Here is a 23,779-nt window from a genome sequence, read left to right on the forward strand (position 1 = left end):
TGCGACACGGGCAGCGGCAAGGCGCAAGGCGGGAGATGCGCGGCAATGAGCGGCCGGCGTGGCTGGTCAGCGGAACGGGATGCCCGGGCTTCAGCGCGGTCCGTGTCCTTCGTGACGCCCGCCGCTTCGCGCACGCATCGCCGAAGGCGGCAGCCCCGCAGGCTCTCGGCTCGGTGTCCGGCCCGACTGCCCGGTATCGAGGATGGACACCGAGCACGCGTGGAGACGACGCCGACGCAGGGGGCTGCAGCGGCGCAGTCCCGCCGCTGCCAATCAGCGCGCCAGCTGGCGTTTCAACCAGGCGCTGCGCGTTGCCGGCGCCTGCGCAAGCAGGGCATCGCGCAAGCCATCGCGCTCCTGCGGCGGTGTGCGTTGTGCCAGCATCGCCAGCTGTTCCAGCTGCCCGGCGTCCAGGCTGCGCAGCGCCGCCAGCAGCGTGTCGCGCTGCGCTGGCGGCACGTAGCCGATCAGGGGCTGCAACTGCGGATAGAACGCGCCCAGCTGCGAGCCCAGGCGCCAGCCATCGCGATGCAGGCGATCCATTGCGGTGAACTGCGTGCGCAGCGCGCGCTGCTGGTCGTCGGGCAAGCCATGCAGACGCTCGCGTGCCTGCCGCAATACCACCCGGTCGGTGGCGGTGAGCCCTTTCCAGGCCGCATAACGGGCGCGCAGCTCGGCCCGCTGGGCCGGCGTCAATGCGTCCCAGCGCGCGCGCTGCTGCGCGGCGCTCGGGGTTGCGGCAGTGGCGGCGGCGGGCGTCGGCATGCCGGCGGGCGCAGTCGCGTTGCCTTCCTCCAACGGCGCCGGCAGGGTCTGCGCAGCGGCCATGCCGACAACAGCAAACGCCAGCAGGCCGCACCACTTAATTGTCGTCATCGACGGTCTCCAGGGTGGCGGCAGGCTGGTCAGCGGTGGTGGCATGCGCGCCGGATTCGTCGGCCGGCACCGGATGGCCGGCCGCATACCAGGCGTAGAAATCGGCCGAACGTGCCAGTTCCAGGTCCGGGTCGGCCAGCATCGCCTGGTCGCGCGGATCCAGGCCGGGGTTTGCCACCGCCTCCGGCAAGTCGGCGGCGGGAAGGTCTTCCACCAGCACCGGCGCGGCATCGGTGACGTGCAGCACGCCGGCCGGGGCCTGCGAGACCGGCTCGGGCGGCAGGGCCGGGCGGCGATGCGTCCACCACCAGCCCAGCGCCGCAAGCAGCAGCGCCAACGCCAGCACGGCCAGCACGAGGCCGGCGTGGCGGCGGTCGATCCGCGGCCACTGCCACTGGCGTGCAGGACGGCGGCGCGGCGCGGCCGGGCGGCGCGCTTCGGCGGCGGCCACAGGCGCGGCCGCGACAGGCTGCAGCGGCATGCCGGCCAGGGCCGACTCGCGGAGCTGTGCCAGCCGGCTGACCTGCGCCGGGCTGAGCTCGCGCAACTCCTGCTGCGCCGCCTCGGCCAGTGCCCGCCAGGCCTGCGCATCCGGGTTGCCGGCCGCATCGCGCGGGCAGGCACGGGCCAGCGACTGCCGATAGGCCGCCACCTCGATGCCCTGCACCTCGCTGGCAGGCTCTTCTTCCAGCCCGGCCACGATACGCAGCAGCAGCGCCAGCCGGTCGCTGGTCTGCATCCGCCCCAGTGCGGTAAACGGCGGCAGCCAGGTCCCCGGCATGGGCTCGCGCCGCAGCGGCGGTGCCGTTGCCAGCAGGCTCCAGAAGCGCATCGGCCAGCCGGCCATCGGGCGACCCGCCGCCTGGCTGCTGAACGCACGCAACGCCGCCGCCAGGGCCCGCTCGGCCGCCGCGCCATCGCCGCATTGCAGTTGTGCGAGCACCAGACCCCGGCGTTCGACACCGCGCAGGAAAGCAGACAGCGCGGCAGGGGTGACGGGGGCGTCGGGGACTACGGTCATGGGAACTCCAGCATCGGCCGGCATGATACCGACGCAATCGGCCCCCGCCGATGGCTTGACAGATCGACCTGGCTGCGCTGCGTCCCGGTGCCATCGACTGCCGTCACCTGCGCAGGTTGTGCACAGCGGCAGACATGCCGATACGCGGGCGTCTGTCAACTGTTGATTTTTCTTTGTTGCATTCGTGTTTCACGCCTAAGTGATTGATCCTTATCGCTTTAAGCCGATTGGCGAAAAAATGTCCAACAGGTTGCAGAGGCTAGTGAATCCGCCTTCACAGCGTGGAGCACGAGACTAATTCACAGGCTTATCCACAGGCAGTGTGGATAAACCCGTTTCCCTAGCCCTCACATAGGTTTACGTCGGATTTATCACTTCCGTCACACAAACGCGTCGTAAGCCGAAGCACCGATTCGGAGACGACCGAGCGGCGTCTGCCGGGTACTGGACAGGGTCGGTAGACTGACCGGATGTCTTCGACCGTCGCCACCCTGCGCGTCGCCCTGCCGGTGCCGCTGCCCCAACTGTTCGACTATCTGCCTCCGGCCGACGCGCCGCTGACCGACCCCGCGCGGGTCGGCTGCCGGGTGCGGGTGCCGTTCGGGCCGCGCGAGCTGGTCGGGGTGGTGGTGGAGATCGGCCAGTTGGCCTCCGCCGAAGGACTGCGCCCGGCGCTGGCCTGGTGCGACGACGCCCCGCTGCTGGTCGAGGAGCTGGCGCGTTCGCTGCAGTGGCTGGCGCGCTATACCCACGCCCCGCTGGGCGAGGCCCAGTCCAGCGCCCTGCCCGGCCCGTTGCGCCGCGGCGAGCCGCTGGCCGACACCCATGCCTGGGCCTGGCAGCTCACCGAGGCCGGGCGCACCGGCGCCGCCAGCCTGCGCGCCGGCAGCCGCCCCGCCTTGCTGGCCGCCCTGCTGCTGACCGGTGCGCTAGGCGAAGAACAGCTGGACCCCTTGCTGCCGCAGTGGCGCGAGGCCGCACGCAGCCTGGCCAAGCGCGGCCATGCCGAGCGCGTGGCGGTGCCGGCCGACAGCATCCCGCCCCGTCCCGGCAGCGGCCCGCAGCTCAACGACGAACAGCAGGCCGCCGCCGACGCCATCCGTGCGCAAAGCGGTTTTGCCACCTATCTGCTCGATGGCGTCACCGGCAGCGGCAAGACCGAGGTCTACCTGCAGGCGATCGCCGACTGCCTGGCGGCTGGCCGCCAGGCGCTGGTGCTGGTGCCGGAGATCGGCCTGACCCCGCAGACGCTGGGCCGCTTCCGCGCCCGCCTGGGCGTGCCGGTGCACGCGCTGCATTCGGGGCTGTCCGACGGCGAACGGGCGCGGGTGTGGGCGGCGGCCTGGCGCGGCGAGGCCAAGCTGGTCGTCGGCACGCGTTCGGCGGTGTTCACCCCGTTGCCGAATGCCGGGCTGATCGTGATCGACGAGGAACACGACGGCAGCTACAAACAGCAGGACGGCATCCGCTATCACGCCCGCGATTTCGCGCTGGTGCGCGGCAAGGCGCTGGATGTGCCGGTGATCCTGGGCAGCGCCACGCCGTCGCTGGAGAGCCTGCACAACGCCTATTCCGGCCGCTACCGGCATCTGCGCCTGTCGCGCCGCGCCGGCGAGGCGCGTCCGCCGCGCGTGCGCGTGCTCGACGTGCGCAAGCGCCCGCTCAAGGACGGCCTGTCGCCGGAAGTGCTGGCCGGCATCGGCGCCACCCTGGCGCGCGGCGAGCAGGTACTGGTGTTCAAGAACCGCCGCGGCTATGCGCCGGTGCTGCTGTGCCACGACTGCGGCTGGACTGCCGCCTGCCAGCGCTGCAGCACGCCGCTGCACCAGACCCCGATGACCGTGCACGCCGGCGGGCGGCGCCTGCAATGCCATCACTGCGGCGCGCGCCAGCAGGCACCGCTGGCCTGCCCGGCCTGCGCCAGCCTGGCGCTGCAGCCGCAAGGCATCGGCACCGAGCGGCTGGAAGAACGCCTGACCGAAGCGTTCCCGGAGTTTCCGGTGGTGCGCATCGACCGCAGCACCACCCAGCGCCGCGACGCGCTGGAGACCCAGCTGGCGCGCCTGGGCAGCGAGGCCGGCATCCTGGTCGGCACCCAGATCCTGGCCAAGGGCCACGATCTGCCACGGCTGACCATGGTGGTGGTGGTCGGCATCGACGAAGGCCTGTTCTCGGCCGACTTCCGTGCCGCCGAAAAGCTCTCCCAGCAGCTGATCCAGGTGGCCGGACGCGCCGGGCGCGCCGACCGCCCCGGCGAGGTCTGGCTGCAGACCCATCACCCCGAGCACCCCTTGCTGCAGACCCTGGTCAACGGCGGCTACCACGCCTTCGCCGATGCCGAATTGCAGCAGCGCGAGGCCGCGGGATTTCCGCCGTTCGCGCATCTGGCGCTGTTCCGCGCCGAGGCCAAGGACGTGGCCGCGGCCAACCAGTTCCTGATGGCGGTGCGCGGCCTGACCACGGCAGACAGCACCGCGCAATCGCCTGCGTTTGCCGCAGTGGAGTGCTACGGCCCGATGCCGGCACCGATGCCACGTCGCGCCGGTTTCCAGCGCACCCAGTTGCTGTTGTCCGCGCAACAGCGCTCGGCGCTGCATCGTCTGCTGGATGCGCAACTGCCTGCGATCTATGCGCTGCCGCAGGCGCGGCGCGTACGCTGGTCGCTGGATGTGGATCCGATCGATCTGTATTAGGGCGGGCGTATCGCACGCGGGGCTGCAGCCAGACCACCGTGTACCAGCTTGTAGGAGCGCACCTGGGCGCGATGTGGCGTTACCGGGAATGCCCTCGCGCCCGGGTGCGCTCCTACAAACAAACGCGAGCGAACAGGCCACAAGTGTCCCCACGTTTTCGTAGGAGCGCGCTTGCGCGCGATGGGGCTTTACTGGGAATGCCCTCGCGCACAAGTGCGCTCCTACAGAGAACGCGGGCTATTTGGCCGCGCGATGTACGAGGCGCATGTCCTTGCAGCAACATGCCGTGTCGGCAGCGCGTGCTGTGTCTGCCATGGGCCATGCTGGCCTGAGCGGAAACGCGAAACTCAGGTCAGCGCGGTCATCACGCCACGCTGGTACGCAGGCCGTGCGCGCAGGCGCTGGTACCACGCCTGCAGATGCGGCAGCTCGGGCCGCTCGATCGGCATTTCGAACCAGGCGTAGATGAAGCTGCCCAGTGGAATATCGCCCATCGCAAATTGCGCGCCGGACAGATACGGCTGCTGCGCCAGGGCCGCATCCGCGCGTGCGAGCAGGTCGCCCGAGTGCGCCAGCGCCGCGGCGATGCGCGCAGGATCGCGCTCGGGTTCCGGTGTGCGCAGCACGCCCCAGAACAGGTCGCGAAACACGCCGGCAAACGTCGAGGTGGTCCAGTCCATCCAGCGATCGCCCAGCGCGCGTTCGGCCGGTGCCTGCGGATACAGGGCCGGCGCATATTGCGCGGCAAGGTAGCGCACGATCGCATTGGACTCCCACAGCACCAACTCACCATCCTGCATCGTCGGCACCAGACCGTTGGGATTCAACGCGCGATACTCGGGCGTGTCGTTACGACCAAACGCACCACCGACTTCGATCGAGGTATAGGGCACCCCGGCTTCTTCGGCGCACCACAGCACCTTGCGCACATTGCTGGAATTGCGCCGCCCCCATAGCGTGATCGAGGCGTTTCCTGCCGCCGGTTGCATTGCAGCGTCAGCCATCGTCATTTCCCTGCTGGCGGTTTGGGCGTCGCGCGCGCCGGACGCTTCGCGGTGGACGCCTGCGTGGCGACGGCGGCAGCTGGCTGCGCTGCTTTCGCCCGCCCGCCCTTGGGCGCATCGCGCACCCACAGGGCCTGCTCGTCCTGCTTGATCTCGAACAGGCCGATCGCACGCACCAAGTCGCTGAGTTTGCGATAACCGTAGTTGCGTGGGTCGAACGAGGCCTGGTTGGCCACCTGCTTGCCCACCGCCCCCAGATGCGCCCAGCCATCGTCTTCGCAGGCACTGTCGATCGCATTGCGCAGCATCTGCACCAGCCGGGTGTCGCCGCGCAGCGCGGTGGCATCCTTGCGGCCGGCGGCGGTGTCGCTGGCCGCTGCCGCCTGCTCGCCCAGCGCTTCGACATAGGTGAACTTGGAACAGGCATTGACGAACGGCGCCGGGGTTTTCTTCTCGCCGAAGCCGTACACCTTCATGCCATCGGTGAGCAGACGCATCACCAGCGGAGTGAAATCCGCATCGCTGGAAACGATCGCAAAGCCATCCAGATTGCGTGCATACAACAGGTCCATCGCATCGATCACCATCGCCATGTCCGAGGCGTTCTTGCCCGAGCTGTAGGCAAATTGCTGGATCGGCCGGATCGCGTATTCGTGCAGCGCCGCTTCCCAGCTCTTCAGGTGCGGACTCTTCCAGTTGCCGTAGGCGCGGCGCACGTTGGCCACGCCATAGCGCGCCACTTCGGCCAGCACCACGTCGATCTTGCCGGCCGGCGCGTTGTCGGCATCGATCAGCAAGGCGATGCGTTTGTCGGGATTGTCGATCATGGTCATTCCTCGAAGGTGTCGGCAGAGTCGGTATCGATTTCGGTGTCGGCGGCATCGGCCGACGGCAGCGTGTACTGGCTGCCGTCGTGCATGGTCAACACCCCATCGCTCAGGATCTCGCGCTCGGAGCCGCCGCTGACCCAGGTGGCATGCACGCGGCCGCGGCCACGATCGCCTTCCACCGTGAACACGAAATCGTCGTCGCCCGGCGCCAGACCGGTGCGCACCAGATCCACCCGCATCGTGTGGATCTGGCCGATCTGTTCCTGCACCACCGCATCGCCCTGCAGTGCGGCGCGTGCCTGGTCGGCAAACAGCGACCAGCCGAACACGATCAGCCAGCCGAGCGCGCCCAGCACCAGCATGCCAAACAGCACCACACAGGTCGCCAGCCCGATCAGGCCGAGTGTGACGCCGCTGAGTTTCTGTCCGGGCGCACGCGCGACAGCCGGTGCCATCGCCGGCGAAGCGGATGGCGGTGGCGACAGCGGCGGCAACGGCGGCGGTAGTGACGGCATGCGGTCATCATGTGGATGAGATGCGACATGATGCCGCAGGCAGGCCGGATCCAGGCGGCATGTTCATTACCGATGCGGCATGCTGATGAGCCCGCGTCGCAATCCATCGGACCTTACGATGACTTCTTCCCCCTCCCAAGCTCCGCTGCACCTGGTTGTGGTTGGCGGCGGTTTCGCCGGCTTATGGGCCACCCGCGCACTCGACGATCCCGGCATCCGCATCACCCTGATCGACCGCCAGAACCATCACCTGTTCCAGCCGCTGCTGTACCAGGTCGCCACCGCCGGCCTGTCGGCACCGGATATCGCCGCGCCGCTGCGCCACATCCTGCGCGAGCAGCGCAATGTCGAAGTGCTGCTCGGCGACGTCGCCGAAATCGCACCGGCGCGCCGTGAGGTGGTGCTCGCCGACGGCAGCACGCTCGGCTACGACATGTTGCTGCTGGCCACCGGCGCCACCCATGCCTACTTCGGCAACGATCAATGGGCCGAGCATGCGCCCGGCCTGAAGACGCTGTACGACGCGCTGGTGCTGCGGCGCAAGTTGCTGCTCGCCTTCGAACGCGCCGAGGCAGAGTCCGACCCGGCCGCACGCGCAGCCTGGCTGAGTTTTGCCGTGGTCGGCGGCGGCCCGACCGGCGTCGAGCTGGCCGGCACGCTGGCCGAGATCGCCCGCCACACGCTCAAGAACGAATTCCGCCATATCGACCCGCAGCAGGCGCGCGTGCGCCTGGTCGAAGCCGGCCCGCGCGTGCTGCCCTCGTTCCCGGACGATCTCACCGCCAAGGCGCGCAAGCAGCTCGAACGCCTGGGCGTGGAGGTGCACACCGGCACGCCGGTCACCCACATCGATGCGCTGGGCTATCAGCTCGGCGACACCTTCGTGCCTGCACGCACCGTGGTGTGGGCCGCCGGCGTGGCGGCATCGCCGCTGGCGCGCACGCTTGGCGTGCCGCTTGATCGTGCCGGCCGGGTGCTGGTGGAGCCGGACCTGAGCGTACCCGGTCACCCGGAGATCTTCGTCGGCGGCGACCTGGCCTCGGTCCAGCAGGACGGCCGCCCGGTACCAGGTGTGGCACCGGCAGCAAAGCAGATGGGCAAGCACATCGCCAAGGCGATCCGCGCCCGCCACCGCGGCCAGCCTGCACCAGCCTTCCGTTACCAGGACTACGGCAACCTGGCCACGATCGGCCGCATGGCCGCCATCGTGCATGTCGGCAAGCTCAAGCTCTCCGGCATCGTGGCCTGGTGGTTCTGGCTGGCCGCGCACGTGTACTTCCTGATCGGTTTCCGCAACCGGTTCGTGGTGCTGGTGAACTGGGCGATGGCGTACTGGAGCTACCAGCGCGCCGCGCGCATCATCTTCGGCGGTGCCACCGACGATCCGCCGCCCAGCAGCAAGGACGGATGACAGCGGCGCAGGCCGTGCGCGATGCTGTGCGGCCTGATGCGACGGTCTGATCGTGACCACTCTCCTGTTCCTGCTGGATCTGCTCGGCACCTTCGTGTTCGCCCTCAGCGGCGCGACCGTGGCGGTGCGCAATCGCCTGGATCTGTTCGGCGTACTGGTGCTGTCGTGCGCGGCGGCGGTGTCCGGCGGGATCGTGCGCGATGTGCTGATCGGCGCCACCCCGCCGGCCGCACTGGTGCATCCGCAGTACCTGCTGGTCGCCTGCCTGGCCGGCGTGGCCGGTTTCTACTGGCATGCGGCGGTGGAACGGCTGCGCAACCCGGTGCAGTTGTTCGACGCGGCCGGGTTGGCGCTGTTTGCGGTCTACGGCACCAGCAAGGCGCTCGATTACCAGCTCAGCCCGCTCAGCGCGACCTTGCTCGGCATGCTCAGCGGCATCGGCGGCGGCATCGCGCGTGATCTGCTGGTGGCGCGGACGCCGGTGGTGCTGCAGGCCGAGCTGTATGCGGTCGCCGCGCTGGCCGGTGGCGGCCTGGTCGCGATCGGGCACATGCTCGCAGTGCCGCAGGCCTGGTCGCTGGCGACCGGCGCGCTGGTCTGTTTCGGGCTGCGTTTCATGGCCATCCGCTACGGCTGGCATCTGCCGGTGGCGCGCCTGCCGGAATAGCGCCGGCGGGCGCAGCGCGCGGTCGATCATCGGCGAACGACCACGACGAACCACCGCGCGTCGTCGGACTCGACGCAGCACAAGCAGCCCACATGCAAACGGCCCTGAAAACCGGGCCGTTTGTGCAACACCTGGGGCATGATCGAAGGATCAGGCCACGAACAGTGCCTTCATCTTCTTCAGCGCATTCGCCTCGATCTGGCGGATACGCTCGGCCGACACGCCGTATTCGTCGGCCAGCTCCTGCAGCGTCACCTTGGAGTCGGAGTCCAGCCAGCGGCGCTTGACGATGTCGCGCGAGCGCGTGTCCAGGCCGGCCATGCCTTCGCGCAAAAGCTGCAGCTGATTGTCTTCGCTGTCGTGGCGCTCGTAGGCCTGCGACGGATCTTCGTCGTTTGCCACCAGGTAGCTCACCGGTGACGGCGGACCATGATCGTCGTCTTCGTCGGACGAGGCATCGAAGCCGATATCGCGACCGGACAGACGCGACTCCATCTCCATCACTTCGCGCTCGGAGACGTTCAGGTCCTTGGCGACCGCAGTCACCTCGGACGCATTGAGCCAGCCCAGGCGGGTCTTGGACTTGCGCAGGTTGAAGAACAGCTTGCGCTGCGCCTTGGTCGTGGCGACCTTGACGATGCGCCAGTTCTTCAGGATGAACTCGTGCATCTCGGCACGGATCCAATGCACCGCGAAGCTGACCAGGCGCACGCCCATTTCCGGGTCGAAGCGCTTGACCGCCTTCATCAGGCCGATATTGCCTTCCTGGATCAGGTCGCCCAGCGGCAGGCCGTAGCCGTTGTAGCCGCGAGCGACGTGCACCACGAAGCGCAGGTGGGAATGGACCAGCTCGCGCGCGGCGTCCAGATCCAGCTCGTCACGGAAGCGACGGGCAAGATTCTGTTCCTCATCGACCGACAGCACCGGGATCTGGTGCACGGCACCGATGTAGGCGTCCAGCGAACCGAGCGCACTGGGAATCGGGAGATTGTTTGCCACTAGGGCAGTCGAGGTGATCTGGTTCATAGGGCACCATCTTAGCAGTCGAACTATTGGACTGCCGGGTACAGAAAGAGTTCCCAGCGTTCCATTTATAGGACGTTCGGGCTTTTGGCGTTGCCGTCGTTCTACGGCGCAACTCCCGACTTCGAGCACCTACGCTACCACCGCCGACCTGGGTAGACCGTGACAAAGCCGCCGCGAAAAGGGGCCGGCGCCGGTACCGTTCAGCCGCTGGCCGGAGTGGTGTCCAGCGCGTTGCGGGGCGGCAGCGACCAGTCGATCGGGCCCAGCCCGCGGCGCTGCAGGTGCTCGTTGGTCTTGGAGAAGTGCTGGCAGCCCAGAAAGCCGCGATGCGCCGACAACGGCGAGGGATGCGGGGCCTTGAGCACGCGATGGCGCGCCTGGTCGATGACCTTGCCCTTGGACTGCGCGTAGCTGCCCCAGAGCAGGAACACCAGGCCTTCGCGCTCGCGGTTGAGGGTCTCCACCACATGGTCGGTGAAGCCTTCCCAGCCCTTGTTCTGGTGCGCGCCGGCACGGCCCTGCTCCACCGTCAGCACCGCATTGAGCAGCAGCACGCCCTGGCGCGCCCACGGCATCAGATAGCCATGGTCCGGACGCGCGATGCCCAGGTCGTCCTGGATCTCCTTGTAGATGTTGAGCAGCGACGGCGGCACCGGCACGCCGGGCAACACCGAAAAGCACAGCCCATGCGCCTGGCCTTCGCCGTGATACGGATCCTGGCCCAGGATCACCACCTTGACCTGTTCGAACGGGGTGGCGTCGAAGGCCGCAAAGATCTGCGGGCCCGGCGGGAATACCCGCGCCCCGGCCGCCTTGCGCTGGCGCAGGAATGCGGACAGCTCCTGCATTTCCGGGCGCAGCAACCAATCGCCCACCCGCGCCTTCCACGACGGTTCCAGCTGGATACGCGCTTCCACTTCAGCCACTTCGGTCATAGCGTGACAGCCTGGTCCTCGAGCCGTGCCAGGCGCAGCTGGAACAGCACCTTGGTCACCAGCAGACGTTCTTCGATGGGTTTTTGCACCAGGTCGTTGGCGCCGGCGCGCAGCAGCTCGGACTGGTTGCGCGGATTGGTGTCGCCGGTCATCACCAGCACCGGCAGGCGACGTTTGCCGTAAGCGAAGTCGATGCGGATGCGCTCGACCACGTCGCGGCCGTTGAGCTCGCCCTTCAGGGTCACATCGGTCAGCACCACGTCGATGCGGCGCTCGGTGCGGCCCAGCGATTCGGCGGTGAGCAGCGCAAAGGCATCCTCGGCGGTGAGCACATGCACCACCTTCAAGCTCTGCCGCTCGAGCATGCGCTTGGTCGCCTCGGCCACCACGCGGCTGTCCTCGATGTACAGCACGGTCGCGCCGACCACCGGCTCGGGCTGCACATAGCCGCGGATGAAGGTCGCCAGGGCTTCGTGGCCCAGCGCCTTGTCGAAATAATCGGTGACGTATTCGGTGAAGCGGCGCTCCACCAGATGCTGCTGCGCATCGCCGGAGACCACGATCACCGGCACATAGGCCTGGCCGGCCGCTTCGCGCACGCTGCGCGCCAGGGTCAGGCCATCGCCATCGGGCAGCGACAGCGAGGTGGTGACCAGATCCACCGCCCCGGCTTCCAGCGCCTGGCGCGCTTCGGCGATGCTGGAGCAGCCGATCACCTGCACGTTGGGCAGATCGCGCTGCAATACATCGGCGATCAGCTTGCGCACCAGCTTGGAGCCATCGACCACCATCACGCGCGGCGCGTCGCTGATCAGGTGCTTGAGATCCGGTGGATGCATGGCAGGCCTCAGGTCTCGGTGGGACGGGTCTGGCGAAGGAAATGGCCGGTGACCAGCCAGGCGCCCAGCCAGCCCAGGACCAGGGTGCCGACCAGCACCAGCGCAGAATGCAGCAGATCCAGCCCGTGCAGGGTAAAGGAGCTGCCGTAACTGTCGGCCAGGGTCGCCAACGGCGCGCGCAGCGCCAGCCCGGAGGCGGCGATCAGCGCGAGCGCCACAGCGCCGGCACCGAGCCCGTACCAGGCCCCCAGGTACAGGAACGGACGCCGGATGAAGCCATCGCTGGCGCCCAGCAACTGCAGCACGCCGATTTCCTCGCGCCGCGACTGGATGTCCAGCCGCACCGTATTGCCGACCACCAGCACCGCGCCGACACCCAGCAGTGCCGACAACACCTGCACCAGTCGCTCGCCGAAGTGCAGCCAGCCATCCAGGCGCTTGCGCCACAGCGCGTCGTGCTGCACCTGGTCGGCCTGCGGCAAGGCCTGCAGCGCACCGGCCAGCTGCGCATCGTCGGCCGTCTCGGTGGGCGTGACGACCAGCAGCGTCGGCAGCGGGTTGTCGCCCAGCGCATCGATCGCCTCGTCGAGCTTGGCGCTCTCGCGCAGCTCGGTCAGCCCCTGCGCCGGCGTGCGCAGCGCGACCTGGGCAACGTCCGGGCGCGCGCGCAGTTCGCCGGCCAGGGCCTGCGCGGCCTCGGCGCCGATCTCGACCTTCAGGAACAGGTTGATCTCGCGCGACTGCTGCACGCTGCCGGCCAGCAACTTGACGTTGTCCAGCGCGATCGACAGCCCCAGCGGCAAGGCCAGCGCCAGCGCCATCACCACGATGGTCAGCAAGGTGGCCCACGGCTTGCGCATGGCACGGCCCAGGCTGAAGGCGATGCTGTGCAGATGATGGTCGATCCACACGCCGACCCGCGAGGGGGCGACGGCTTCGGTATTGGCGGGCTTGCTCATTCGGCCAGATCCTGCGGCGAGATGTCGTCGACCAGGCGGCCGTGATCCAGGATCAGCACGCGCTTGCGCATCTGCTTGAGCAGGGCCAGGTCATGGCTGACCACCAGCACGCTGGTGCCGCGCGCGGGCAGTTCGGCGAACAACTGCATGATTTCCGCGGCCAGCGCCGGATCCAGATTGCCGGTGGGCTCATCGGCCACCAGCAGGCGTGGTTCGCCGACGATGGCGCGGGCGATGCCCACGCGCTGCTGCTCGCCGGCCGACAACTGCGACGGCAAGGCCCGCTCGCGATGGGCCAGCCCGATCCGCTCCAATGCCGAGCGCACGCGCTTGCCGATCTCGGCACGCCGGGTGCCGCGCAGGATCAGCGGCAACGCCACGTTCTCGGCGATGCTGCGGTCGTTGAGCAGGCGATGGTCCTGATAGACCGCACCCACCTGGCGACGGTGCAGCGGAATCTGCCGGCCGCGCACCTTGAGCAGGTTGCGTTCGCCCAGCAGCACCGCGCCCTGGCTGGGCCGCTCGCTGAGGTGGATCAATTTGAGCAGGGTGCTTTTGCCGGCGCCGGAGTGGCCGGTCACGAACAGCATCTCGCCATCGGCCACTTCGAAGCTGACATCGGTCAGCGCCTGGTGGCCACCGGCGTAGTGCTTGCTGACGTTGTCAAAACGCAGAACGGTCATTCAGCGATTATGCCGGAGCGCCAGCGCTTGCGTCGCATCGCCGGAGCCCGGCAATGCGACGCAGGCCGCAGGCGATCAGTTGCCGGACACCAGCGAGCGCAGGCGACGGCCGATGCGGCTCAACAGCGACGGGCTGCCGGACGGCTTGGCGGCGCTGCGCACCGGCTTGGCGACCACCTGGGTGGGCTTGCGCGGTGCGGCAGGTGCGGCGACCGGTGTGGAGGCCACTGCCGGCTCGGCACCTTCGACCGGACGGCCGTTGCGACGACGGCGCCGCTTGCGTGGTGCGCGCTCGGCATCGGCCACGATGGTGGAAGGCGCCTCGACCGACGCCGCCGCAACCACCGGCGTTTCGGTCGGCGCTGCCGCTGCCGGGGCTTCGCCCTCCACACGCGGCTTGCGACGCGGACGCGGCTTGCCATCGGCACTGCCGCCGTCGCGGCGACCGCCGCCACTGCCGCTGCGCGATGCGCCACCCGAACCGCTGCGACCACCGCCGCGGCGCTGCTCTTCGGCAGCACGCTGTTCGCGCGCCTCGCGGAAGATGGTGCCCACGCTGTCGCCAGCATCCTCGTCGGCCTCTTCGCCTTCCACCGGTACACGCGCGGTGCGCGGCAGCGGCGTCAGCAGCTCGGAGGTCACCGGCTCGACCGGGATCTTCTGCTCGATATAGGCCTCGATGTCCGGCAGGCTCATCGCATAGCGCTCGCAGGCGAAGCTGATCGCATCGCCCTCTTCGCCCAGCCGCGCGGTACGGCCGATACGGTGCACGTAGTCTTCCGCATCGAACGGCAGGTCGTAGTTGTAGACGTACTTGACGCCGTCGATGTGCAGGCCGCGCGCGGCCACGTCGGTGGCGACCAGGATTTCGAGCTGGCCCTTCTGGAAGCGGTTGAGCAGCGACTCGCGCTTCTTCTGCGGCACGTCGCCCGACAGCACGCCGACCCGGTAGCCATGCCGCTCCAGCGTGCGCGCCACGCGCTCGACGAACGCCTTGGTATTGACGAACACCATGGTGCGCGCGCCTTCGCTGCGCGACAGCAGGCCCAACAGCAGCGTCTGCTTCTCTTCGTCGGACGGGAAATAGATGCGCTGGCGCACCCGTGCGGCGGTGATGCTCTCGGTTTCGACGACCAGCTTTTCCGGCTCGTTCATGTGCTCGTAGGCGAGCTCGAGCACGCGGTGGCTGAGCGTGGCCGAGAACAGCAGGGTCTGGCGGGTGCCGCGCTCGGGCATGCGCCGCAGCAGGAAGCGGATGTCCTTGATGAAGCCCAGGTCGAACATGCGGTCGGCTTCGTCCAGCACGCAGATCTCGCAGGCATGCAGCGAGACCACCTTGTGCTGCTTGACGTAGTCGATCAGCCGGCCCGGGGTGGCGATGATCACGTCCACGCCCTGCTGCAGCAGCTCGCGCTGCTTGTCATAGTCCACCCCGCCGTAGACCAGCGCAAAGCGCAGGCCCAGGTCGGCGCCGAACTTGACCGCATCCTTGTGGATCTGGATCGCCAGCTCGCGGGTCGGCGCCAGGATCAGCGCGCGCGGGTCTTCCGGCTTGCGGTCGGCCAGCGCCGGGCGGATCAGCAGGCGGTTCATCACCGCCACCAGGAACGCCAGGGTCTTGCCGGTGCCGGTCTGGGCCTGTCCGGCGACGTCGCCGCCCGGCAGCGCGACCGGCAGGGTCAGCGCCTGGATCGGGGTACAGCGGGTAAACCCGGCGCTCTCCAGCCCGGCGATCAGCGCCGGATGCAGGTCGAACGTGGAAAAAGTCAAATCGGTCAGCGGTTTGTCGCTCATTATTCCGTCTTCGTGAGGCGCCCTGGGCAGCCCGGGCGCGGCTTGCATCGATGCCGACAGCGTCGCAAACTGCGGCTGTTGTGGCGGACAGCGCGGCTTCAGGACTGACACTTGATTCAGTCGCGCAATGCCCCAGTTTAACGCAATGTAGCGGCCTGCCCGTTCGGGCGGGCCGTTTTGGTTTCCAGGAGACCCAACGTGAGCGATAAGGTTCAACATGTCGGCGATGCCGACTTCGATACAGCTGTACTGCAATCCGGCGAACCGGTGCTGGTGGATTTCTGGGCCGAGTGGTGCGGACCCTGCAAGATGATCGCCCCGGTGCTGGACGATCTGGCCGATACATACCAGGGCAGACTGAAGGTTGCCAAGGTCAATGTGGACCAGAACCGCGCCTTGGCCATCAAGTACCACGTGCGTTCGATCCCGATGCTGTTGCTGTTCAAGGATGGCCAGGTGCAGGCCACCCAGATCGGTGCGGTTGGCAAGGGCCAGCTGACCCAGATGATCGACAAGACCCTGGGCGGCGCGGCCGCCTGAGCGAGCGGGCGTCCAGCGATGGGCGCCCCGTGATGCGCCAGCAGTTAAATCCTGCTGCGGCAGGCGCTTGCGCGGTTGCGCGCAGCGGTGATAGTGTCAGTCGATCCGGAGCACGTTCGTGCGCCGACGTACCCCTCTAGAAACCTCTTCTAGACTCCCATCACCTAAAGTTCGCCCCCCAGCCGGGCGCTCGCACTCTTAGCGAGGAATCACGCACTTGTCCGATCATCCTTCCTCCGATACCGGGAGCAGCGTCGACGCTCCTGTCGAGAAGCGCGTGCGCAAGCCGCGCGTGAGCAAGACCGCCGCTGCCACCGACGACGGTGGCGCGCAGCAGCCCAACCTGCCCTTGCCCGCCAGCCCCGCACCCGACGCTCCACGTGCCCCGCAGGCACCGTCGCACGCTGCCGATTCGGCACCGGCGCAGACGTCCGGCGATGGCGCTTCTTATGCCGGTAACGCCCCCAGCGCCAACCAGGGCAGCCAGGGCAACGACACCCATGGCGACTCCCGCGAGGGTGGCCAGACACAGCAGCAGCGCTTCAATCAGGCGCAGCAGCAACAGAACCAGAATCAGGCGCAGCACCGGGGCCAGGGCCAGAACCAGGGTCAGCCCCAGGCGCAGGGTCAGGGTCAGGGTCAGGACCAAGCCCAGAATGGCGGCCAGCATCAGCAAGGCCAGGGCCAGGGCCAGGGGCAGAACCAGCAGGGCAACCGCCGTGACCGCTTCCGCAACCGCCGCGACCGTGGACGCGACCGCTTCGGCAACGAAGGTGGTGGTGGCATGCCGTCGTCCGATGGCAGCAATGAGCCGTTCGTCGCGCGCCCACACCCGGCCGTGCCGGAAGGCTTCCCGGTCTACTCGCTGAGCGATCTCAAGCGGATGCCGGCGCAGAAGCTGCTGGATATTGCCGACCAGCTCAACATCCAGGAAGGCGTGGCACGCGCGCGCAAGCAGGACGTGATCTTCGCCCTGCTCAAGGTGCTGACCCGCCACGGCGAAGGCGTTGCCGCCGACGGTGTGCTGGAAATCCTGCCCGACGGCTTCGGCTTCCTGCGTGCCGCAGAAGCCAGCTACCTGGCCGGCCCGGACGACACCTATATCTCGCCCAGCCAGATCCGCCGCTTCAACCTGCGGACCGGCGATCACCTGTCCGGCCGCATCCGCTTCCCGAAGGACGGCGAACGCTATTTCGCGCTGTCGATCGTCGACACCATCAATGGCGAGCCGCTGGAAGCCAGCAAGAACAAGGTGCTGTTCGAGAACCTGACCCCGCTGTTCCCGCGTCGCCGCTTCCGTCTGGAGCGTGGCGATGGATCGACCGAGGACATCACCGGCCGCATCCTGGACCTGATGGCGCCGCAGGGTAAAGGCCAGCGCGCGCTGATCGTCTCCCCGCCCAAGGCAGGTAAGACGATGATGATGCAGCAGGTGGCCACGGCCATCACCAGCAATCATCCCGAAGTGCACATGATCGTGCTGCTGATCGACGAGCGCCCGGAAGAAGTGACCGAAATGCAGCGCACCGTGCGCGGCGAGGTCATCTCCTCCACCTTCGACGAACCGGCCGCGCGCCACGTGCAGGTCGCCGAGATGGTGATCGAGCGGGCCAAGCGCCTGGTCGAGCACAAGAAGGACGTGGTGATCCTGCTCGACTCGATCACCCGTCTGGCACGCGCCTACAACAACGTGGTGCCCAGCTCCGGCAAGGTGCTCACCGGTGGTGTGGACGCCAACGCGCTGCACCGTCCGAAGCGCTTCTTCGGTGCGGCCCGTAACGTGGAAGAGGGCGGCTCGCTGACCATCATCGCCACGGCGCTGGTGGAAACCGGCAGCAAGATGGACGAGGTGATCTACGAAGAGTTCAAGGGCACCGGCAACAGCGAAGTGCATCTGAACCGTCGCATCACCGAAAAGCGCGTGTACCCGGCGATCGACATCAACCGCTCGGGCACGCGTCGCGAAGACCTGCTGATCGAGCCGGAGCTGCTGCAGAAGATCTGGATCCTGCGCAAGCTGCTGCACCCGATGGACGAAATCGCGGCAATGGAATTCCTGCTGGACAAGATGAAGACCACCAAGTCCAACGACGAGTTCTTCAGTTCGATGAAGCGCTGAGTCGGTCGGTATTCTCGACAAGAAAAAGCCCCGCATTGCGGGGCTTTTTTTGTGGGTGCGTGGTTGCTTGCAATCACAAGCCTGGTTGGTCGAGTGCGCGGTTCCCTCGCCGCTCGCGGGACACACCGCAGGTACGTACGTGTAGGCTCGGGAGCGGCATCCTCGCCGTCCGCGGTCCCGCAAGCGGCGAGGACACCGCACCAGGAAGTTGATCGGCAGGGCCAATACCTGCCTATCGCCGCGTCTGCGTTGGGATGCCAGAAGGCTTTGCAGGGTGCTTGTTGAAAAGCCTGCCTTCTCTCGGTTTGAAATGGAACGCTGGTGGGACGCGCTGTGACTCAAACAACAAACCTCATGCTCTGCTCGCAAACATGCACACCGACCATTTCGACGGGTCCTTGCCCGCCCATCGTCGCGGGACCTTACGCGGCATGGATGCCGCGTAAGAGCCTACAAGGACGTACTTGCGTCGTGTCCCGCGAGGGTGGGGGGGCCAAGGGCCCTGCAGCCAACTGGCAGATCAGCTGCCTTGTAGCCAAGCCCTGATAAGCCGTCCGGCAGCGAACGATCAAGACCATCCGCTCTGCAAGCAACAGGCGTGAGGTAGCTTCGCCAGCCGCGCTGATGTTGGCTTCGCGCTTAAGTTCCTTGCAGCGGCGTCACCAGCCGCACACCTTCTCCGCGTGCGGAGAACAAGCCACTACCCGGCAGCGCATCCGGACTGTCGGTCGATGCCGACGCATCGCGCTGCTCGTGCCAGGGCGCCGGCTGACGCGGGCCCGGCAGATAGGATTGCCACTTTTTGGTTTGCTTTGCAGCGATCGAATTGCCTGGCCAGGATTCGATGGCGAAGGTGACCGGAACCCGCATGACCCAGTACGGCGCGTCGGCCTCGGCGCCTTGCGTTGGCGGCACAAATGTCCAGCCTCGCGCCTTGGCGATTGCAACGTCGGCAAACGCCTTGCGCCAGCGCGGGCGCTTGGATTCCGGCGCCAGCGTGGTCAGGTTGACCTGCTCGGCGACTAGATCTTCGACCTTGCCATCGCGCCCGACCTTGAGCAGCAGATAGACCACCCCGGTCACACCTTCTCGAAACGCATGCTCAGGGTACGCAGGTGCCGGCATGTCCTTGGCAGCGACGCTGGCTGCAGCTTGCTCCTGGCTGCCGAAATGCGCGCTGCGAATCGATACGGAATAGGTGCCGTTATCGGCCGGCTTGGCGACCAGCAGCAGATTCATCAGCAATTGCGCGGGCAAGGCGCTCCCATCGTCTTTGACAGGGTCAAAGCGCCAGGAAGCGATCGATTGTTTGACGCGGTCGCGGACCACTAGCGGCAGGCTTGCTTCGTCAGTGAGCTTGACCTCCGTAACGGTACCGTCCGGCGTCAGCGTCAATTCGCCTGCGATATTCATGCTGGCCTCCATCTGTGCCTGTACCTGCGCGGCACTGGGAACTGCCTGCACGCCGCTGACACTCGCCATTGCCAACAAAATGCCCAAGCCCAAGCGTTGCTTCCACTGCATGACCGCACTCCATGGTTATTGAGTTTCGTTGTACCAGCTTGGCGCATACGCGTAAATCGTCAGGCCAGTTTTCGCGAGTCTGCGTAGGGCGGGGTGTCGGGGTAGTCGTCCTCGCGCAGGCGGGTTTGCAGGTCGCGCCACCATTGCGGGTCGAATAGTTCCGGGTGCAGGTGCTTGACCGCTTCCAGCTGCGAGGGTGGCAAGCCCATGAACAGCGCGAAGCGCTCGGGGAACACATCGCGCGGGCCGACGTGGAACCAGGGCTCGGCAGCCATCTGTTCTTCATAGGTGGTGGCGGTCGGCCAGTCGCGGAAGGTGCATTCGGTGATCAGGCACAGCTCGTCGTAGTCGTAGAACACCGCGCGCTGATGGCGGGTGATACCGAAGTTCTTCAGCAGCATGTCGCCGGGAAAGATATTGTTGCGCGCCATGTCCTTGATCGCCTGGCCGTAGTCCAGCGCGGCCGCATGCGCGGCTTCGGGCAGCTGTTCGCGCAGGTAGAGATTGAGCGGGCGCAGGCGGCGCTGCACGTAGCACAGCGCGATCAGCACGTCCTGGCCATCTTCGCTCAGGCTCGTCGCACAGCTGGTCTGCAGCTCGTCCAGCAACGCGGGCGAGAAACGCGACTTGGGAAACCGCAGGAAGCGATACGGCTGCGCGTCCAGCAAGCGGCCGATGCGATCGAGCTGGAACACCAGCTCGTATTTGCCTTCGACCTGCGCACGACTCATGGTCTTGGGATAGGCAAAGCGGTCGCGAATCAGTTTGAACACCAACGGATAACTGGGCAGGGTAAATACCACCATGACCATGCCGGGCGTGCCATCGGCATGCACCAGTTGTTCGGAGGGATGCGCCTGGAAATGGCTGAAAAACGTGCGATAGCGTTCGGTCTTGCCCTGCTTGGCGCGCCCGAGCATCGTGTACAGCTCGTCGACCGGCTTGTGGGTGAGCAGGCTGCGCAAGAACACCACTGCGTCGCCGACGGTGGCCAGATCGGCCTGGAAGTAACTGCGCGAGTTGCTGAACAATTGCGCGACGTCGCTGCGCCGGGTCAGCACCGCTTCGGCACGCAGGCCGGCGTCGTCGTTGACCAGGGCGATGACGCATGGCGAGAAGCGATGTTCGCCGAACACGCGGCCGACCAGGTAGGCGCGCCGTTCGCGATAGAACACCGTCTCCAGCAATTCCACGCTGCGCACCGGGTGCTCGCCCCAGTGCGCGAGATCATCGAGCAGGCGCACCGCGATCGCCGCTGCACAGCGGGTGCGATGCGCATACGGAACGTCGAAGGAATAATCGCCGAGCACGCGCACCAGCATGTCGGTCAGCCGGCCGGGCGAGACCGCATAGGTGTGCCGCGCAACCGGCACCGTGATCGCGTCGGTCGGCTCGATATCCAGCGCGATGAATTCGATCTCCGCATCCACGCCGTGGGTGCCGAAGTAACGCCGGGTCAGGGTGTTGTAGAAGGTCTTGTACAGCTCCTGGTCGATCAGCCCGCTCAGCAGCGCGGCGTAATGCACGCGTGCACGCATCCACAGCGCGCGATCGTGCGCCTGCCCCAGCAGCACCGCACGCAAGCGCAGCATGCATTCGCTGATGTACTGGTCGTACAGCGCGATCCGCGCCACCGCATCATCGCGCGCGCCGCTCCAGTCGCGCGTTTCAAAGCGCTGTTTGGCGCGTGCGGTGATCTCGGCAAACCGGGCGTGGTAATCCTCGAAGGCGTCGTACACGGCATGGGCGATCGCCAGCGCACGGCGCTCGGACTGTGGCGGTAACGGGAGCTGGCTCATGCCGGCAGTGTACCCAGCGCATGTTGCGACGTGCAGCGGAGACAAACGATCCATCGAACAGGCGCACAGTCGGCCAAATGCCGAGACTGCTCGCACCGAGGCGCAGGATCTCTCGCAGGCAAGGCACTGCCAGGTCGTGAGGCCTGGCACGCAACGACCGTGTTCTCGCTGTTGCGCGCAAACGCCGGAAACGACAAGGCCCGCCCCTCATCGAGGCGGGCCCTGCCTGTTGCACCTGCTGGACGCACCGCCAGGCGGTGCGCTGGATCAGGCCTTCAGCGTGGCCAACACGTCGTTGAAGGTCTTGCTCGGGCGCATCGCCTCGCTGACCTTGGCCAGATCGGAGTGATAGTAGCCGCCGATCTCGACCGGCTTGCCCTGGGCGCCGTTGAGCTCGGCCACGATGGTGGCTTCGTTCTCGGTCAGGGCCTTGGCCAGCGGTGCGAACTTGGCCTGCAGGGCGGTGTCCTCGGTCTGCGCAGCCAGGGCCTGCGCCCAGTACATCGCCAGATAGAAGTGGCTGCCGCGGTTGTCCAGTTCACCGACCTTGCGCGCTGGCGACTTGTTGTTGTCCAGGAACTGGCCGTTAGCGACGTCCAGCGCCTTGGCCAGCACCGTGGCCGACGGGTTGTCGTAGCGGTTGCCCAGATGCTCCAGCGAGGCGGCCAGGGCCAGGAACTCGCCCAGCGAATCCCAGCGCAGGCTGTTCTGCTCGACGAACTGCTGCACGTGCTTGGGCGCCGAGCCACCGGCACCGGTCTCGAACAGGCCGCCACCGGCCATCAGCGGCACGATCGACAGCATCTTGGCGCTGGTGCCCAGCTCCAGGATCGGGAACAGGTCGGTGAGGTAATCGCGCAGCACGTTGCCGGTGACCGAGATGGTGTCCTGGCCCTTGCGGATGCGCTCCAGCGAGAAGGTGGTCGCTTCCACCGGCGGCAGGATGCGGATATCCAGGCCGTTGGTGTCGTGATCCTTCAGATAGGTTTCGACCTTGGCGATGACCTGCGCATCGTGCGCACGCGCCTTGTCCAGCCAGAACACCGCAGGCGTCTCGCTCAGGCGCGCGCGCTCGACCGCCAGCTTGACCCAGTCCTGGATCGGCGCGTCCTTGACCTGGCACATGCGCCACAGGTCGCCGGCTTCCACCGCATGTTCGAACACGGTGGCGCCGGTGTCGTCGGTGACCTTGACGGTCCCGGCGGCGGCAATCTGGAAGGTCTTGTCGTGCGAACCGTATTCCTCGGCCTTCTGCGCCATCAGGCCGACGTTGGGCACCGAGCCCATGGTGGACGGATCGAATGCGCCATGCGCCTTGCAGTCGTCGATCACCGCTTGATAGACATCGGCGTAGCAGCGATCCGGGATCACTGCCTTGGTGTCCTGCAGCTTGCCTTCGGCATTCCACATCTGACCGGAGTCGCGAATCATCGCCGGCATCGACGCATCGACGATCACGTCGCTGGGCACATGCAGGTTGGTGATGCCCTTGTCCGAATTGACCATGGCCAGGGCCGGGCGCTGCGCGTATTCGGCCTGGATATCGGCCTTGATCTGCGCCTGCTGGTCGTCCGGCAGCGTGGCGATGCGTGCGTACAGGTCGCCGATGCCGTTGTTGGGGTCGAAGCCGACCGACGCAAGCGCTTCGGCATGCTTGCTCAGCGTGTCCTTGTAGAACTCGCCAACCACCACACCGAACAGCACCGGGTCGGAGACCTTCATCATGGTGGCTTTCAGATGCACCGAGAACAGCACATCCTTGGCCTTGGCATCGGCGATCTGCGCGTCGATGAAGCTGGCCAGCGCGCGCTTGCTCAGCACCGCGGCATCGACGATTTCGCCGGCCTTGACCGCCACCTTGTCCTTCAACACGCTGCTGCTGCCGTCGTTACCGACGAACTCGATCTTCAACGCGCCGGCGGCCGCCACGGTGGCGGATTGCTCGCTGCCGAAGAAGTCGCCGTCGTCCATATGGGCCACGTGCGACTTCGAATCGCTGCTCCACTTGCCCATGCGGTGCGGATGCTTGCGCGCGTAATTCTTCACCGACAGCGGCGCGCGACGGTCGGAGTTGCCTTCGCGCAAAACCGGATTGACCGCGCTGCCCTTGACCTTGTCGTAGCGCGCCTTGATGTCCTTTTCGGCATCGTCCTTGGGCGTGTCCGGATACGCCGGCAGCGCATAGCCCTGACCCTGCAGTTCGGCGATGGCGGCCTTGAGCTGCGGCACCGAGGCGCTGATGTTGGGCAGCTTGATGATGTTGGCTTCCGGCGTGGTGGCCAGCTCGCCCAGCTCACCGAGGTCGTCGGCGATCTTCTGCGCGTCGCTCAGGTGCTCGGGAAACAGCGACAGGATGCGGCCGGCCAGCGAGATGTCGCGGGTTTCGACCACGATGCCGGCAGTATTGGTGTAGGCATCGATGATCGGCAGCAGCGACTGCGTGGCCAGATACGGTGCTTCGTCGGTGAGCGTGTAAATGATCTTCGGTGTCTTCGACATAAGGTGCGATGGCTCGTGTGGTCGGAAGGAGCGCCGGCGTTGTTG

19 protein-coding genes are annotated in these 23,779 nt (G+C 67.0%); 5 read left to right on the forward strand and 14 right to left on the reverse strand.

Going from position 1 to position 23,779, the window contains the following annotated elements:
- Window positions 1-273: 273 nt before the first annotated feature.
- Both ACCQ04_RS18160 and ACCQ04_RS18165 read right to left on the reverse strand, forming a co-directional pair.
- Window positions 274-876, reverse strand: a complete 603-nt coding sequence (locus ACCQ04_RS18160; protein ID WP_065032964.1) for a DUF3106 domain-containing protein — start codon at window positions 874-876, stop codon at window positions 274-276.
- A complete protein-coding gene (locus ACCQ04_RS18165; RefSeq protein ID WP_226427541.1) occupies window positions 863-1,897 on the reverse strand; it encodes a hypothetical protein in 1,035 nt (344 codons plus the stop codon). Before ACCQ04_RS18165 ends, ACCQ04_RS18160 begins: the two co-directional genes overlap by 14 nt.
- 470 nt (window positions 1,898-2,367) lie before the next feature.
- Here ACCQ04_RS18165 and ACCQ04_RS18170 point away from each other — a divergent pair, with 470 nt between their 5' ends.
- The gene (locus ACCQ04_RS18170; RefSeq protein WP_024938890.1) at window positions 2,368-4,590 is read left to right on the forward strand and encodes a primosomal protein N'; all 2,223 of its coding nucleotides are present in this window, start codon (window positions 2,368-2,370) and stop codon (window positions 4,588-4,590) included.
- A gap of 347 nt (window positions 4,591-4,937) precedes the next feature.
- Here the strand turns inward: ACCQ04_RS18170 and ACCQ04_RS18175 are convergent, their stop codons facing one another.
- From ACCQ04_RS18175 to ACCQ04_RS18185, 3 genes are read right to left on the reverse strand one after another with little or no spacing between them, the layout of a single operon-like run.
- Window positions 4,938-5,594, reverse strand: coding sequence for a glutathione S-transferase family protein (locus ACCQ04_RS18175; RefSeq protein WP_160955060.1), 657 nt, complete (start codon window positions 5,592-5,594; stop codon window positions 4,938-4,940).
- 2 nt (window positions 5,595-5,596) lie between these two features.
- The gene (locus tag ACCQ04_RS18180; protein ID WP_024938888.1) at window positions 5,597-6,427 is read right to left on the reverse strand and encodes an NYN domain-containing protein; all 831 of its coding nucleotides are present in this window, start codon (window positions 6,425-6,427) and stop codon (window positions 5,597-5,599) included.
- Window positions 6,424-6,939 (reverse strand): hypothetical protein, encoded by a 516-nt coding sequence (locus tag ACCQ04_RS18185; RefSeq protein WP_226427542.1) that lies wholly within the window; start codon window positions 6,937-6,939, stop codon window positions 6,424-6,426. The genes ACCQ04_RS18180 and ACCQ04_RS18185 overlap by 4 nt, the downstream gene beginning before the upstream one ends.
- A 118-nt stretch (window positions 6,940-7,057) precedes the next feature.
- Here ACCQ04_RS18185 and ACCQ04_RS18190 point away from each other — a divergent pair, with 118 nt between their 5' ends.
- Together ACCQ04_RS18190 and ACCQ04_RS18195 are read left to right on the forward strand one after the other, a co-directional pair.
- Complete coding sequence (locus tag ACCQ04_RS18190) at window positions 7,058-8,350, forward strand: NAD(P)/FAD-dependent oxidoreductase (RefSeq protein ID WP_026064621.1); 1,293 nt, start codon at window positions 7,058-7,060, stop codon at window positions 8,348-8,350.
- A gap of 52 nt (window positions 8,351-8,402) precedes the next feature.
- Window positions 8,403-9,017: a trimeric intracellular cation channel family protein gene (locus tag ACCQ04_RS18195; protein WP_016903683.1), complete on the forward strand. Its 615-nt coding sequence runs from the start codon at window positions 8,403-8,405 to the stop codon at window positions 9,015-9,017.
- A 150-nt stretch (window positions 9,018-9,167) separates the two neighbouring features.
- Here ACCQ04_RS18195 and rpoH read toward each other — a convergent pair whose 3' ends face one another.
- From rpoH to rhlB, 6 genes are all read right to left on the reverse strand, one after another.
- Complete coding sequence (gene rpoH / locus ACCQ04_RS18200; protein ID WP_024938885.1) at window positions 9,168-10,043, reverse strand: RNA polymerase sigma factor RpoH; 876 nt, start codon at window positions 10,041-10,043, stop codon at window positions 9,168-9,170.
- 200 nt (window positions 10,044-10,243) lie between these two features.
- Entirely contained in the window at window positions 10,244-10,969 is a 726-nt protein-coding gene (gene ung / locus ACCQ04_RS18205; protein WP_226427590.1) for a uracil-DNA glycosylase, read from the reverse strand.
- A 5-nt stretch (window positions 10,970-10,974) separates the two neighbouring features.
- On the reverse strand, window positions 10,975-11,817 hold the full coding sequence (locus ACCQ04_RS18210) for a response regulator (RefSeq protein ID WP_016903686.1): 843 nt from the start codon (window positions 11,815-11,817) through the stop codon (window positions 10,975-10,977).
- Window positions 11,818-11,825: 8 nt separating this feature from the next.
- Complete coding sequence (gene ftsX / locus ACCQ04_RS18215; RefSeq protein ID WP_046344707.1) at window positions 11,826-12,776, reverse strand: permease-like cell division protein FtsX; 951 nt, start codon at window positions 12,774-12,776, stop codon at window positions 11,826-11,828.
- The gene (gene ftsE, locus ACCQ04_RS18220) at window positions 12,773-13,459 is read right to left on the reverse strand and encodes a cell division ATP-binding protein FtsE (protein ID WP_016903688.1); all 687 of its coding nucleotides are present in this window, start codon (window positions 13,457-13,459) and stop codon (window positions 12,773-12,775) included. Before ftsE ends, ftsX begins: the two co-directional genes overlap by 4 nt.
- A gap of 75 nt (window positions 13,460-13,534) precedes the next feature.
- Entirely contained in the window at window positions 13,535-15,253 is a 1,719-nt protein-coding gene (rhlB, locus tag ACCQ04_RS18225) for an ATP-dependent RNA helicase RhlB (RefSeq protein WP_184231291.1), read from the reverse strand.
- A 198-nt stretch (window positions 15,254-15,451) separates the two neighbouring features.
- Between rhlB and trxA the strand changes: the two genes are divergently transcribed.
- Together trxA and rho are read left to right on the forward strand one after the other, a co-directional pair.
- Window positions 15,452-15,793, forward strand: coding sequence for a thioredoxin TrxA (gene trxA, locus ACCQ04_RS18230; protein WP_005923050.1), 342 nt, complete (start codon window positions 15,452-15,454; stop codon window positions 15,791-15,793).
- 217 nt (window positions 15,794-16,010) lie between these two features.
- A complete protein-coding gene (gene rho, locus ACCQ04_RS18235) occupies window positions 16,011-17,912 on the forward strand; it encodes a transcription termination factor Rho (RefSeq protein WP_226427543.1) in 1,902 nt (633 codons plus the stop codon).
- A gap of 639 nt (window positions 17,913-18,551) precedes the next feature.
- Here rho and ACCQ04_RS18240 read toward each other — a convergent pair.
- The 3 genes from ACCQ04_RS18240 to ACCQ04_RS18250 form a co-directional block, all read right to left on the reverse strand.
- Window positions 18,552-19,436 carry an energy transducer TonB gene (locus ACCQ04_RS18240; protein ID WP_226427544.1) on the reverse strand — a complete coding sequence of 295 codons (885 nt, stop codon included), beginning with the start codon at window positions 19,434-19,436 and terminating at the stop codon, window positions 18,552-18,554.
- Between the two features lie 59 nt (window positions 19,437-19,495).
- Complete coding sequence (gene aceK / locus ACCQ04_RS18245) at window positions 19,496-21,235, reverse strand: bifunctional isocitrate dehydrogenase kinase/phosphatase (protein WP_104575630.1); 1,740 nt, start codon at window positions 21,233-21,235, stop codon at window positions 19,496-19,498.
- A 267-nt stretch (window positions 21,236-21,502) separates the two neighbouring features.
- A complete protein-coding gene (locus ACCQ04_RS18250; protein WP_226427545.1) occupies window positions 21,503-23,734 on the reverse strand; it encodes an NADP-dependent isocitrate dehydrogenase in 2,232 nt (743 codons plus the stop codon).
- Window positions 23,735-23,779 lie beyond the last annotated feature (45 nt).

This window comes from Xanthomonas sp. NCPPB 2866 (assembly GCF_041475745.2).
Taxonomy (GTDB): Bacteria; Pseudomonadota; Gammaproteobacteria; order Xanthomonadales; family Xanthomonadaceae; genus Xanthomonas; species Xanthomonas arboricola.